The 13842-nt window shown below is 46.3% G+C and carries 12 protein-coding genes; 9 read left to right on the top strand and 3 right to left on the bottom strand.

The genetic code is table 11. From position 1 onward, the window contains the following. Positions 1-54: 54 nt before the first annotated feature. From IX91_RS16565 to trpS, 5 genes are all read left to right on the top strand, one after another. The gene (locus IX91_RS16565; protein ID WP_004743664.1) at positions 55-1077 is read left to right on the top strand and encodes an ADP-ribosylglycohydrolase family protein; all 1023 of its coding nucleotides are present in this window, start codon (positions 55-57) and stop codon (positions 1075-1077) included. Continuing rightward, the gene (locus tag IX91_RS16560) at positions 1067-2023 is read left to right on the top strand and encodes a PfkB family carbohydrate kinase (RefSeq protein WP_004749106.1); all 957 of its coding nucleotides are present in this window, start codon (positions 1067-1069) and stop codon (positions 2021-2023) included. Before IX91_RS16565 ends, IX91_RS16560 begins: the two co-directional genes overlap by 11 nt. Positions 2024-2189: 166 nt before the next feature. Continuing rightward, on the top strand, positions 2190-3326 hold the full coding sequence (locus IX91_RS16555; RefSeq protein ID WP_004742874.1) for an L-lactate MFS transporter: 1137 nt from the start codon (positions 2190-2192) through the stop codon (positions 3324-3326). A 106-nt stretch (positions 3327-3432) separates the two neighbouring features. Next, positions 3433-4173, top strand: coding sequence for a GntR family transcriptional regulator (locus IX91_RS16550; RefSeq protein ID WP_038197264.1), 741 nt, complete (start codon positions 3433-3435; stop codon positions 4171-4173). A gap of 241 nt (positions 4174-4414) precedes the next feature. Beyond that, positions 4415-5437, top strand: coding sequence for a tryptophan--tRNA ligase (gene trpS, locus IX91_RS16545; RefSeq protein ID WP_004742876.1), 1023 nt, complete (start codon positions 4415-4417; stop codon positions 5435-5437). A 115-nt stretch (positions 5438-5552) separates the two neighbouring features. Here trpS and uxuA read toward each other — a convergent pair whose 3' ends face one another. The 3 genes from uxuA to IX91_RS16530 all read right to left on the bottom strand — a co-directional run bounded on the left by uxuA (position 5553) and on the right by IX91_RS16530 (position 8753). Beyond that, entirely contained in the window at positions 5553-6740 is a 1188-nt protein-coding gene (gene uxuA / locus IX91_RS16540) for a mannonate dehydratase (RefSeq protein WP_004742877.1), read from the bottom strand. Between the two features lie 129 nt (positions 6741-6869). After that, positions 6870-7661, bottom strand: coding sequence for an FCD domain-containing protein (locus tag IX91_RS16535; protein WP_004742878.1), 792 nt, complete (start codon positions 7659-7661; stop codon positions 6870-6872). A gap of 108 nt (positions 7662-7769) precedes the next feature. Beyond that, positions 7770-8753: a TRAP transporter substrate-binding protein gene (locus IX91_RS16530; protein ID WP_004742879.1), complete on the bottom strand. Its 984-nt coding sequence runs from the start codon at positions 8751-8753 to the stop codon at positions 7770-7772. A 317-nt stretch (positions 8754-9070) separates the two neighbouring features. On the opposite strand from IX91_RS16530, the gene IX91_RS16525 reads away from it, so the two are divergent. From IX91_RS16525 to uxaC, 4 genes are read left to right on the top strand one after another with little or no spacing between them, the layout of a single operon-like run. After that, complete coding sequence (locus tag IX91_RS16525) at positions 9071-9583, top strand: TRAP transporter small permease (RefSeq protein ID WP_004742881.1); 513 nt, start codon at positions 9071-9073, stop codon at positions 9581-9583. Between the two features lie 15 nt (positions 9584-9598). Further along, complete coding sequence (locus IX91_RS16520; RefSeq protein WP_004742882.1) at positions 9599-10900, top strand: TRAP transporter large permease; 1302 nt, start codon at positions 9599-9601, stop codon at positions 10898-10900. A 52-nt stretch (positions 10901-10952) separates the two neighbouring features. Beyond that, on the top strand, positions 10953-12416 hold the full coding sequence (locus IX91_RS16515; protein ID WP_004742883.1) for a mannitol dehydrogenase family protein: 1464 nt from the start codon (positions 10953-10955) through the stop codon (positions 12414-12416). A gap of 11 nt (positions 12417-12427) precedes the next feature. Beyond that, positions 12428-13840 (top strand): glucuronate isomerase, encoded by a 1413-nt coding sequence (uxaC, locus tag IX91_RS16510; RefSeq protein ID WP_004742884.1) that lies wholly within the window; start codon positions 12428-12430, stop codon positions 13838-13840. Positions 13841-13842 lie beyond the last annotated feature (2 nt).

Genomic DNA, 13842 nt, shown 5'->3' with positions numbered 1-13842 from the left:
AGCCCCACAACGGTTTCTGAGCAGGCTCTTCAACCTCAATTTTTGGTAAGTAAAATGACGATTACAAAACAAGATAAAATTCTCGGTGCTTTTTATGGTCAGGCATTAGGTGACTCGATGGGAATGCCGTCTGAGTTGTGGCCACGTAGTCGAGTAAAAGCCCATTTTGGTTGGATTGATCGTTTTCTCGATGGCCCACAAGAAAATAATGCCGCCTGCTACTTTGAAGCATGCCAGTTCACCGACGATACCAATATGGCGCTAGCACTAGCCGATGCGATTATCGAATGTGATGGTGAAATTGTTCCTGAAGTGATTGCTCGCAACGTGCTAACGTGGGCGGAAGGGTTCGATGCATTCAACAAGAACATTTTCGGCCCTAGTTCAAAAGCTGCGATGCGCGCGATTAAAGATGGTGTTGCGATCAGCGAACTTGAAAACAATGGCGTAACCAATGGTGCAGCAATGCGCGTCTCTCCTATGGGGTGCCTGCTACCTGCTATAAGCCTTGACGACTTTATCAGTGAGGTTGCATTGGCATCTAGCCCAACTCATAAATCAGATGTCGCTATCTCAGGTGCCGTCGCGATTGCATGGGCGATTTCTAAAGCCATTGAAGGTACGAGTTGGTCTTCCATTAAAGATCAGCTGCCTGCCATTGCTATTGCTGCTCAAACTAAGAACATCACCACTTTCAGTGCTTCAATGGGAGCGCGTATCGAGCTAGCGCTGAACATTGCTAGCGAGCCTTCAGGCATAGAGGAACGCATGGAGAAAATCTATAACCTAGTAGGTGCAGGAGTAAGCACCATAGAGTCCGTGCCTGCGGCAATTGCAATGGTCGAGTTAGCACAAACTGACCCTAACCGTTGCGCGATTTTATGTGCTAACTTGGGTGGTGATACTGATACTATCGGTGCGATGGCAACCGCTATCTGTGGCGCTTTGCATGGCATTCAGGCTATTGATCCTATGCTTAGAAAACAGCTCGATGACAAAAATCAGCTCGACTTTGAAGAGTACGCTCGTAAGTTCAGAGTATTGAGAGAAAGTAAGGAGCATGTCTATGCCTCATAATGCTCTAATCAACCTGATACCTAGCTTGAGTAATCGGCGTCAACTATGCCTAATTGGTGCAGCCGTCGTCGACATCGTAACTGAAACTCCCGCACTTCCGCAGCGCGGTGGTGATGTTGAAATGCAGGAAAAAGGTATGCATGTCGGAGGATGCGCACTGAACATCGCTATTGCGGTCAATCGACTTGGAATTCGCTCTACTAATGCCCTACCTATTGGACAAGGGCGATGGGCCGATTTGATTCGCAACGCCATGCTAGAAAAAGGGATAAGCTCTGATCTCCAAGATAACAGCGGCGATAATGGTTGGTGTTTAGCACTCGTAGAGCCTGATGGTGAGCGAACCTTTCTCTCTGTCAGCGGTGTTGAGAATAATTGGAATCAGCAGGTGCTTGATACGCTTAACCTAGACGCAGATGCCATCATCTATCTTTCTGGTTATCAACTGGCTTCACAATGTGGCGAAACGATTGTTGATTGGCTTGAAACCTTGCCACGTAGTACCCAACTCTTTATCGACTTCGGCCCACGAATCAATGACATAGAGCCAAATATCATGGAACGTCTTCTAGCGCTGAAACCGATCGTTTCGTTGAATCGACAAGAAGCACAACACTTAGGAATGGATGTTAGCCAAGAGTTTGTCGAACAGTGGTACTCTCGCTACCAATGCCCTTTAATCCTGCGAATGGACAGTGATGGGGCTCTGTTCAGCAATCGTGACGCTTATGGCACTGTCGCTCCTTTCGCTGCACAAGTGGTTGATACGATAGGTGCCGGCGATACCCATGCTGGCGGAGTACTCGCGGGTCTTAGCTCTGGTTGGGATTTTGCTGATGCAGTCTTATTGGGCAATGCCGTTGCTTCATACGTCGTCAGCCATGCCGGAGGCGATTGCGCCCCTGACGCTAAACAGCTTTCAAACTATCTATCTCAATACGCTTAAATCTCAGAAATCGATTAGTAACCGAGGCTTAACCATGCGTTAAGCCTCTTAGAGCATATCCTTTACCTATTTGCAATCCCAAGACATTATGAAATCTAGAGCGAACACCATTCTCGCCGCTGGATGCGGCATCAATTTGTGCATCGGCGTACTATATACATGGAGTGTGTTTAAAAATGCCCTTATTGAAATGGGTTGGACACATACTGAAGCTTCTCTGCCCTATACGATCACCATTGTGACTTTATCGTTAGCACTGCTTGTCGCAGGCAGAATTCAAGACCAGTTTGGCCCGCAAAAGATCTTGATGGTCGGCACTTTAATCGCTGGCAGCGGAATGATGGTATCTGGGCTTTCACTTACGCCACTCAATCTCAGCTTAAGCTTTGGGGCGCTGACAGGCACAGGAATTGGCTTTGCTTACGCCTGCCTTAACCCAACAGCGATGAAATGGTTTCATCCTTCAAAGAAAGGGATGGTCAACGGTGTTCTCGCGACCGCGTTTGGGCTCGCCGCACTCTACCTTGCGCCTCTCACGACTTTTTTAATCAGCCAGTATGGTCTATCGGCTAGTCTGAAAATATTGGGAGCGGGATTACTGCTCATTGCTTTTCCATTGGCGTGTTCATTCGGCAATCCACCAGCGGGCTATAATCCGCCAGCTAGACAAGCAACAAACGCCACGAAAAGCGAGAGATCTCAAACCAATATTGCATGGAGAGAAATGCTCGCAGGACGCTCATTTTACTTACTTTGGTTTGCTTACGCTTTTGCAGCTGCAGCCGGGTTAATGATTATCGCAAACATCACCTCTATCGCCACTCATCAAGCCAATATATTCGATGGTGCATATTTGGTTATCGCCTTAGCAATATTCAACTCAGGCGGCCGCTTGGCGGCAGGGTTACTCAGTGACAAAATCGGCGCAGTGAAAACCTTGGCATTGGCAATGGGGCTGCAAACCAGCAACATGCTGCTGTTTACTCAGTATGATACTTCACTCACTCTCATCATTGGTGCCGGGTTAGCAGGAATTGGCTACGGCACTTTGCTTGCTGTTTTCCCATCAGTAATGGCAGATCTTTATGGACTCAAACACTTCGGTACTAACTACGGCATTCTCTACACTTCTTGGGGAATGGGTGGTTTTATTGGCCCTGTACTCGCCGCATGGTCAATCGATAGCTTCGGTTCCTATGACCTTTCATACTTAATTTGTGCAGGGCTCGTGCTCATCGCTTGCCTACTAGTCTGGCAAGTAAAACCCCGCTCACAAGATGTTGTCATCGCACAAGTCTCATAACGCTCTAAAAAGCGAGTGGGGATACACCCACTCCTTTGCACAGCTCTTCATATCGGTAGAGCAAATCGGCTATAATCGCCAGATCACTGATAACAAAAAGAAACTCATGACTACGTATCAACCTCTGATTTCGCTGATCAAAAAGCGCATCGAACAAGGCGATAAATCTCCGTTGTACATCAAAATTGCTGAATCGGTTAAAAGTGCCACAGAGCAAGACATTCTCAACGGTGGAGACTTTATCCCAACAGAGCGTGAGTTTAGTGAGTTGCTGAGTGTCTCAAGGATTACGGTTCGTAAAGCATTAGACCTACTTGATAAAGATGGGGTCATCATCCGCTCACGAGGTTTAGGCACAAAGATCAGTGAAACCGTCGAATATTCAGGTAAAGAAGCCGCGGGCTTTTCACAGCAGGTGGTATTGAAGGGCAAAAAACCCGACACATTGTGGATTAAAAAAGACATTGTCCCTTGCTCTACTGAGATTGCAGAAACGCTTAATATAAACCAAGGAGATGAAGTTTTTATTCTGAAGCGTGTTCGCTATATCGATGATCAGGCAGTCTCCATCGAAGAATCTTATGTACCAGCACAGCTCATCCACAACCCAGACGAAATTCAGTTATCGCTCTACGATTATTTCCGTAGCCAAGACATTATGCCGTCAAAAACAAAAAGTCGCGTTTCGGCCATCATGCCGACTAAAGAGTCTTTAGAAAAGCTCCATATCGACGAGAAGACCCCAGTCCTGCTGATTGAACAAACCGCTTACGACAAATCAGCCAGACCGATTGAGTACAGCATCAACCATTGTCGAGGCGACTTGTACGTGTTTGTCAGTGAATAAGTTGAGCTAAAACTTCCCCGTTTCAATTGTTTAAGCCGCTATTGCTCTTTGCTTGCTTTCATCCTCACCGACTGTTACGTTGTGAGGATGAAAGAATTTAAAACCTCTCACATCAATCTTTTCTGGTGGCGCTCTAACTAGAGCGGCGCAGAATAGTCACATTCTTACGCTGCTGGATGGTAGCTAAGAGTGCGGTGCTTTTTTATCTCCAGTAGCGATCTATTTAACTCGGAGATAAACCATGAACAATCATCCACCCCCTTTACAGCGCGAAGTCATCCTCACTGGGGATAGAGCAACAGGTCCTTTGCATTTAGGTCATTACGTCGGCTCGCTGCAACAGCGCGTTTCCCTTCAAGCACAACATGATCAAACCATCTTGGTCGCCGACATGCAGGGTCTTACCGACAATGCGCATAACCCAGCAAAAGTCTCATCAAACATTTTGAATGTGGTGGCAGACTACTTAGCCGTGGGCATAGACCCATCACAAACAATCATCTGCTTGCAATCTCAACTGCCTGCTCTTGCCGAACTCACCATGTTCTATAGCAATCTGGTTTCTATAGCGCGCTTAGAACGTAATCCAACCGTTAAAAATGAAATCCAGAGTAAAGGTTTTGAGCGCTCTATTCCGGCTGGTTTTCTTACTTACCCGATTTCTCAGGCAGCCGATATCACCGCATTTAACGCGACGCTGGTTCCGGTTGGCGATGACCAACTGCCTATGCTGGAACAGACCAATGAAATCGTTCGAAAAATTAACAATCTAGCGGATGAGCCAATCATCAATGAATGCCGACCACTACTAAGTGACGCGCCGCGTTTACCCAGTACTGACGGTAAAAGCAAGATGTCTAAGAGTTTGGGTAATGCCATCAATCTAGGTGCAAATGAAAAAGAGATTCGCGCTGCGGTAAAGTCAATGTTTACCGATCCAAACCACTTAAGAGTAGAAGACCCAGGGCAAGTGGAAGGTAATATCGTCTTCACCTATCTTGATGCTTTTCATACCGACAAAGACTATGTCGAGCAGCTTAAAGCCCACTATCAAAGAGGTGGTCTCGGTGACGGTACAACGAAGAAAATCCTTGAGGAGTGCCTGCAAGAGATGCTTCGTCCAATACGAGAGAAACGCGCCGATTATCTCGCTGATAAAGCGCAGCTTATTGAGGTGCTAAAACAAGGCAGCATCAGGTCTCATCAAACAACACAACTGATGCTGAACAAGGTAAAAGAGGTGTTTGGATTGAATCTGTTTTGAGCATCCCAAAGATCAACCCGCTCGGATCTTAACTCAACGTCATGGAATCATCGAGACAACCATAAAAAAACGCAGGTCTTTGAGTGATCTGCGTTTTTCTTCAACCATTTCAATACTACTTAGTATAAAAAGCGCGCTTCAGTGCCATCTCTAGACCGCGAACTTCTGCTAAACCTTTTAGGCGACCAATCGCTGAATAGCCAGGGTTGGTGGTTTTATTTAAGTCATCTAACATTTGGTGGCCGTGATCAGGACGCATTGGAATAAGTCTGTCATCCCCAACTTCCGCTCGACGTTGCTCCTCATCTAGGATAGCCATCACCACGTTATACATGTCTACGTCACCATCTAAGTGGGCCGCTTCATGGAACGTCATTGGGTTACTCTCTTCACGTTTGGTTGAGCGCAAGTGAGTAAAGTAGATGCGGTCGCCATGCTTTTTGATCATTTTGACCAAATCATTGTCGCCACGCACACCATAGGAACCGGTACACATGGTTAAGCCATTCATTTTGCTCGGGATATTTTCGGTCAACCAATCGATATCTTCGATTGTGGACACGATACGAGGCAAACCAAGGATTGGGCGTGGTGGATCATCAGGATGTACCGCAAGTTTAAGCCCGTGCGCTTCGCAAACTGGCATTAATTCCGCTAAGAAATGTGCCATATGCTCACGTAATTTATCCTTGCTAATACCACTGTAGCGATCGAGTTGCGCTTGAAACTCTTCAAGGGTGTAACCCTCTTCTGCTCCCGGCAAACCAGCTATGATATTACTTGTCAGCTGCTTAACTTGCTCTTCGCTCATCTGATTGAAGTAATCTAAAGCTTGAGCTTGCTCAGCTTCAGTATAATCTGCACGTGCATTAGGACGCTTTAAAATGTGCAGCTCAAATGCCGCAAAGGCTATTTGGTCAAAACGGAGCGCTTTTGACCCATCTGGCATCTCAAATTCTAAATCTGTACGAGTCCAATCAAGCACAGGCATAAAGTTGTAGCAAACCGTATCTATGCCGCATTCCGCAAGATTGCGAAGAGTTTGCTTATAGTTATCAATCCACTGTTGAAACTGGCCCGTTTGAGTTTTGATTTCCTCATGCACTGGTACACTTTCAACCACCGACCAGTTTAAGCCCTTTGCTTCAATAATTGCTTTGCGCTTTAAGATCTCTTCTTTTGACCACACTTCACCATTTGGGATGTGGTGCAGCGCATTGACTATCCCTGTTGCGCCAGCCTGACGAATATCGTCTAGCGACACAGGATCATTCGGACCATACCAACGCCAAGTTTGTTCCATGACACTCACCTTTTTTAAGACGCACTTATCCCGCTCAAAGATTTCAAGCTAAGTGCAAACGACTTCTTATTATGTAGCGGTGACTATGCCGCTACTCTGACTAACCCCGACCTAAGTCGGATAATGTGGTTAACTCTTTTCAGCGCCCCGCAGAACTACCGGGTTTGAGCTGAATAGGTAACCATCAAAATTTGGGTCATCGATGTCAGACAACTCCAACAGGCGCTGTTTGACGTTTTCAAGGTGTTGCCACATAGCATTTTTAGCAGCAATAGGATCTTTTCGCTGTAATGCGGCGAGGATTTTGGCGTGATCGTCGATCCACTCTTCGCGATAATCTTGACCGACAATGTGCGAGTGAAGCTTTTTCCACATAGGGCTGCACTCACGACGCTCCCAAGACTGCTTCAACATATCCACTAGCACTGAGTTTTGCGTTGCCTCAGCGATGCATAGGTGGAAAGTCTCATCGCCATTGCAATCAGCAGTCCCGCTTGCGAGTTCTTCTCGCTCAAGATCAAGCGCTGAACGCATTTTGACAATGTCACTTGGTGTCACTTGCATAGCCGCAAATTCAGCAATATTACTTTCTAGCAATTGCCTAGCTTGCAGCATCTCAAATGGACCTGCGTCATCACTAATCACGTTCTCACGAGAGTTAGGTTGAGATGGAATATTGATAACGTAAACACCGGATCCCTTTTTCACTTCGACTAAGTTCTCTAGCTCAAGCATGATGATCGCTTCACGCACTACTGTGCGGCTAACGTCTAAACGTTCTGCAATATCGCGCTCTGGCGGGAGCCTATCTCCGACACTGTATTGGCCTTCGATTAACTCTTGTCTTAGTACTAAACCGATCTCTTGATACGGTCTTTTCGCTTCAAAAGGCATCATGATGATATTATCACTGTATTCCATCTAACTTCTCACGCCATCATAGCGACCAATAAAAATTGGTCAACCTCTATATACCAGAATGTGGTAACACCTTGTTTTGGTTCGATAACTACTTATATTTTTTGTGAATTACTGAACAGCTTTGATTTTCTCTACCAAAGCACCTAGCTCTGGGTTCGATTTCTCAATTTCTGCATATCTTGGTTGTACAGCTTTTACAAACAGCTCTTTGTTTGGTTTAACAAAAGTGACGCCCATCTTTTCAGCTTTAGCACGCTCTTTAGCCTCAGATTCAGCCCAAAGCTTTTTCATGTACTCTGAAGAATCTGCCGCGGCTTTCATCAAGGCTTTTTGATGCTCAGGCGTCAACTTGTCATAGGTTTTCGATGAGATAACCAATACATCTGGCACCATAGTGTGCTCGTCTAAGCTGAAGTACTTCGCCACTTCACTGTGACGGCTTAAGCTAAACGATGGGATGTTGTTTTCTGCTGCGTCAACCACACCTTGTTGTAATGCCGTATAAAGTTCACCGTATGCCAGTGGGGTCGGGTTACCACCGAGTGCTTTTACCATTGCAATGGCCGATGGGCTTGGCTGAACACGAACTTTCAGACCTTTAAGATCGTCAGGCGTTTTGATTGGTTTGCTGGTGTAGAAACTACGAGCACCTGCATCATAGTAAGTCACACCAATAAAACCGCTTTGTTTAGAAGAACCAAGGATCTCGCGACCAACTTCACCGTCCGTCACCTTGTAGTAGTGGTCTTTGTCACGGAACAAATACGGTAAGTTGAACGCTGAATAAGCAGGAGAGAAGGCTTCAAGTTCTGCGGCATTACTTTTCACCATATCTAGAGCGCCATTCTGCATTAGCTCCATGGATTCACGTTGTGTACCGAGCTGAGCATCAGGGTAAATACGGATGCGAACTTCACCATCCGTCAATTCTTTTACTTCTTTTGCCATGTAGTCCATTGCTTTATGTACTGCATGGTCACGTGGATGGTTGTGGCTTAGCTTTAGGTTAGTGGCAGCGAAAGCTGAAGCAGTCGCTCCTAATGTCAGTGCTGCTCCAATTACGGTAGTTAGCAAAGTTGTGCGCTTATTCATTCTTCTCTCCATTGATTGGTTGTCCAATATCTAGGGTGTTTATTTTTTTAGGGATACTTCTTGTTTCAAAGCCAATATTGGTGGTTAAAAAACCAATCGTCAAAACAAAAAAGCAAATTGATTGACCAAAATCACAATAAATACCCATAAATTGGTCAACCAATACGTTTGTGAACCTGCTCACGTGACAACCAAATTGTCTAACTTATAATCCAAACAGTAATTTCGGCGCATTCTTTGGCGAAGTCATAAAAAGACACCACATTGGTATACCAATTGTTACGGAATGTACGGTATGTTGTTGAAAGGAATTAAAGATGAATAAATTGGTCAGTTACATAAACAAGGGGTTAGCCGCGTTTACCGTCTCCCTCTCTACCTTTCTGGTGTTCTGCGTCATTTGGCAGGTCGTTTCCCGCTATGTGATAGGCAAACCCAGTACAGTGACCGATGAACTCGCCCGCTACCTATTTATGTGGGTCGCACTGATAGGGGCGGCTTACACCACAGGGTTAAAAAGACACCTGGCTATCGACCTACTCACCATGAAGCTAACGGGCAAACGTAAACTGATTAATGAGATTGTTATTCAAATTGCGATTGGCGTGTTTGCTTATATCGTATTGGTTCATGGTGGCATTCAGCTCGCTGCTAAAACACTAGCCACAGGTCAACAGACTCCCGCCCTAGGTTTAGAAATGGGTTACATCTATTTCTGCTTGCCTATCAGCGGCGTACTAATGATTTTCTATTCGGCAGTTTTCGCCACTGAACGCGTTAAACAGCTTATTTCAGGCAACGCACTAGTCGCCGAATCTCAGATTGATTAATAGAAGGATTCCACAATGGAATGGCAAGTAATTCTTACTCTATTCGGCACCTTTGCCGTATTGCTCGCAATAGGTGTTCCTGTCTCGTTTGCGATTGGTTTATCGTCTTTGGCGACCATTCTCATGAGTCTACCACTTGAACCTGCAATCGCAGTGGTTGCTCAGCGTATGGCTGCTGGGCTAGACAACTTTGCCCTGCTCGCAATCCCGTTCTTTATTCTTGCAGGCAACATCATGAACCAAGGGGGCATTGCCCTGCGCCTAATTAACTTCGCAAAAGTGCTCGGTGGTCGCCTGCCAGGTTCTCTTGCTCACGTTAACGTGATGGCGAATATGATGTTTGGTTCGATTTCAGGGTCTGCTGTTGCCTCTGCTGCTGCAGTTGGCGGCACGATGTCACCTTTGCAAAAGAAAGATGGTTATGATGAGAACTTTTCGGCAGCGGTTAACATTACGTCGTGTCCGTCAGGTCTGTTGATCCCGCCAAGCAATACTTTGATTGTCTTCTCACTGGTCTCAGGTGGCACATCTATCGCTGCGCTCTTCTTAGCGGGTTACATTCCCGGTATTTTAATGGGCTTAAGTATCATGCTGGTTGCAGGCTACATCGCCAAAAAACGTGGCTACCCAATCGCAGAGCGCCCTTCTATGTCCGTGGTATGGAATACCTTCCTCAAAGCGGCACCATCATTAGCGCTGATTGTCATCATAATGGGCGGAATCATTGGTGGTATTTTCACAGCGACCGAAGCCTCTGCCATCGCGGTTGTCTACACCTTTACCCTTGCTGTACTCATCTATCGTGAAGTGAAATGGCGTGAACTACCAAAGATTGTTCTTGAGTCTGCGGTGACCACTTCGATCGTTTTACTGTTAGTTGGCGCTTCAATGGGTATGTCATGGGCAATGGCTAACGCGGATATCCCATACATGATTGCGGATGCGTTATTGGCTGTTTCTGATAACCCGCTGATGATTTTGCTGATTATCAATATCATTCTGCTGATTGTCGGTATCTTTATGGATATGACACCCGCGGTATTGATCTTTACACCAATCTTCCTGCCTATCGCGCTCGATATGGGTATCGACCCAGTCCATTTCGGCATCATGATGACGTTTAACCTCGCGATTGGTATCTGTACTCCACCTGTCGGCAGTGCTCTGTTTATTGGTTGTTCAGTCGCTGACGTTGCTATCGATAAGATCATTAAACCTCTGCTGCCATTTTACGCAGCCCTGGTCGCCGCACTGATGGCCGTCACCTTTATTCCTGAACTGAGCCTTTTCTTACCGAACCTTGTGCTTGGCTACTAACTAATACAATAAACCATCCCATAGTTCACTCTGTGGGATGAGGGATATAACAATGAAAACTATCGCAAACACCATATTAAATGACGCTGTTCTGCTGCCGGACTATGATCGTCACAATCTGAAAAGCCGCATTGTTCACCTTGGCTTTGGCGCTTTTCACCGCGCACATCAAGCGTTGTTTACCAATGAAATGTTGAGTAAAACGGGTTCAGACTGGGGAATCTGCGAGGTAAATCTGTTTGGTGGCGAAGCGTTAATCGAATCGCTTAGACAGCAAGACCATTTGTATACGGTCGCCGAGAAAGGGGCAGAATCAACCACCGTTCGTGTGATTAGCTCGGTCACTGAGTCTCTCCATCCAAACCTTGATGGCATTGATACTGTCCTGAGTAAAATGGCAGAGCCACAGGTGTCGATTGTGTCGATGACAATCACAGAAAAAGGTTACTGCGCCGATCCTGCAACAGGCAAGCTAGACAAGAATAACCCATTGGTTATCGCCGACTTAGCCAATCCTACCGAGCCTAAATCTGCGCTTGGGTATATTGTTCAAGCCCTAAAAATGCGCCGAGAGAGTGGTTTGAAACCTTTTACCGTAATGTCTTGCGACAATGTTCAAGAGAATGGCCACGTAGCGAAAGCAGCGATATTGGAATTTGCCCAATTACTCGACCCTGAATTTGCTCATTGGATTGAGGAGAATGTGACTTTCCCTTGCACTATGGTTGACCGCATTGTCCCTGCTGCGACAGAAGAAACCTTAGCGGAGATCGCCGAATTGCTTGGTTGCGATGACCCTTGCGCTATCGCCTGCGAACCTTTTCGCCAATGGGTGATAGAAGATAACTTTGTCGCTGGCAGACCAGAGTGGGACGTTACAGGTGCGGAGTTTGTTGCTGATGTTGTGCCATATGAAGAGATGAAACTGCGAATGCTCAACGGCAGCCATTCATTCCTCGCCTATCTCGGTTATCTTGGTGGCTATGCGCATATCTCAGATACCATGACTGACCACGGTTACCGAAAAGCTGCGTTTAATATGATGATAAAGGCGCAGGCTCGCTCTTTAAACATGCCCGAAGGGACGGATTTAAAAGGCTACGCTAAGCTGCTCATTGAACGTTTCACTAACCCAAGTCTTAAACACAAAACTTGGCAAATCGCGATGGATGGCAGCCAAAAAATCCCACAACGTCTTGGAGGCAGCCTTCAATTCCATTTAACACAAGGCTCGGATTTTTCTTGGCTTGCCACTGCTATTGCCGGATGGATGCGTTATGTGTCTGGGGTAGATGAGCAAGGACATAACATCGATGTTCGCGACCCAATGGCTGATACTCTGCGCCAAATTTGCGATGAGCATGGCTTTAATGTATCCGTTGTTCCTGCCTTACTTGCCGTAGAAGCGATCTTTCCCAAAGAGTTGGGTCAAAACCCTAAAGTTATAGACGCAGTGAGCACAGCTTATCAATCACTCATTGACCATGGCGCACGTAAAACCGTCGCTTCACTGTAAAGGATAGGATGATGAAACAATTTCTATGTGAAGACTTTCTGCTTTCAAATGAAACGGCACGTCGCTTATACCATGAGCATGCAGCCCACCAGCCAATTTATGACTACCACTGCCACCTAAATCCGTCAGAAGTCGCCAACAATCGCCAATTCGATAACCTCGGACAAATCTGGCTTGAAGGTGACCATTACAAATGGCGGGGTATGCGTTCAGCGGGGATAGACGAGCGATTTATTACCGGAGATGCCAGTGATTACGAAAAGTATCTAGCTTGGGCAAAAACGGTTCCACAGACCTTAGGTAATCCGCTCTATCACTGGACACACCTTGAACTGCGCCGCCCCTTTGGCATTACGAATAGCTTATTTTCACCTGAAAGCGCCGAGCACATTTGGCATCAATGTAATGAACTGCTGCAAACGCCTGAGTTCAGTGCGCGCGGCATCATGAAGCAGATGAATGTCGTTATGGCGGGTACGACTGATGACCCAATCGACTCGCTCGAACATCATAAGACCATCGCTGAAGATGACTCTTTTGACGTTAACGTCGCTCCAAGTTGGCGACCAGACAAAGCGTTTAAAATCGAACTCGATGGATTCGCTGATTATATGCAGCAACTGGGCATGGTTGCCGATATTGAGATTAACAAGTTCAATGATCTATTAGACGCTTTAGATAAAAGGCTTGCTCACTTTGATACTCACGGCTGCAAAGCGGCGGATCATGGTATTGAAGTGGTTCGCTATGCGCCCATTCCAACCGAATCTGACCTCGATGCCCTACTCTCACGTCGACTCAATGGTGAAGTGCTCTGTGAGTTGGAATGCGCTCAGTTCTCCACTGCCGTACAAGTGTGGTTAGGTAAGCGCTATGCTCAGCTTGGTTGGGTCATGCAACTTCATATTGGTGCGCAGCGCAACAACAGTACGCGTATGTTTAACCTACTTGGGGCCGATGCTGGTTTTGACTCGATTGGCGATCGACCGTTTGCTTTTGAGCTTGCCAATCTATTAGACGAAATGGACAAAACGAACCAACTTCCTCGTACCATTCTTTACTGCTTGAACCCGCGTGACAATGAGATGATGGCAACCATGATTGGTAACTTCCAAGGTGGTGGTATTGCAGGCAAAATTCAATTCGGCTCTGGATGGTGGTTTAACGACCAGAAAGACGGTATGCAGCGCCAAATGGAACAGCTTTCGCAACTTGGCTTACTCAGTCAGTTTGTCGGTATGCTAACTGATTCGCGCAGTTTCCTTTCCTATACTCGACACGAATATTTCCGTCGTATCTTGTGTAATATGGTCGGACACTGGGTAGAAAACGGCGAAGTACCGAAAGACTTCACTCTACTTGGGCCTATGATTGAAAACATCTGCTTTGGCAATGCTAAGCGCTATTTTGAAGAGAGGAACTAACC

The organism is Vibrio tubiashii ATCC 19109, assembly GCF_000772105.1.
GTDB lineage: Bacteria > Pseudomonadota > Gammaproteobacteria > Enterobacterales > Vibrionaceae > Vibrio > Vibrio tubiashii.
This window is presented reverse-complemented; position numbering and strand designations above follow the sequence as displayed.

Bases quoted from the DNA above. Each gene is read 5' to 3' on its own strand.
- trpS (WP_004742876.1), top strand. From the start codon at position 4,415: ATGAACAATCATCCACCCCCTTTACAGCGCGAAGTCATCCTCACTGGG.
- IX91_RS16520 (WP_004742882.1), top strand. From the start codon at position 9,599: ATGGAATGGCAAGTAATTCTTACTCTATTCGGCACCTTTGCCGTATTG.
- IX91_RS16515 (WP_004742883.1), top strand. From the start codon at position 10,953: ATGAAAACTATCGCAAACACCATATTAAATGACGCTGTTCTGCTGCCG.
- IX91_RS16525 (WP_004742881.1), top strand. From the start codon at position 9,071: ATGAATAAATTGGTCAGTTACATAAACAAGGGGTTAGCCGCGTTTACC.
- IX91_RS16560 (WP_004749106.1), top strand. From the start codon at position 1,067: ATGCCTCATAATGCTCTAATCAACCTGATACCTAGCTTGAGTAATCGG.
- IX91_RS16535 (WP_004742878.1), bottom strand. From the start codon at position 7,661: ATGGAATACAGTGATAATATCATCATGATGCCTTTTGAAGCGAAAAGA.
- uxuA (WP_004742877.1), bottom strand. From the start codon at position 6,740: ATGGAACAAACTTGGCGTTGGTATGGTCCGAATGATCCTGTGTCGCTA.
- IX91_RS16565 (WP_004743664.1), top strand. From the start codon at position 55: ATGACGATTACAAAACAAGATAAAATTCTCGGTGCTTTTTATGGTCAG.
- IX91_RS16550 (WP_038197264.1), top strand. From the start codon at position 3,433: ATGACTACGTATCAACCTCTGATTTCGCTGATCAAAAAGCGCATCGAA.
- IX91_RS16530 (WP_004742879.1), bottom strand. From the start codon at position 8,753: ATGAATAAGCGCACAACTTTGCTAACTACCGTAATTGGAGCAGCACTG.
- uxaC (WP_004742884.1), top strand. From the start codon at position 12,428: ATGAAACAATTTCTATGTGAAGACTTTCTGCTTTCAAATGAAACGGCA.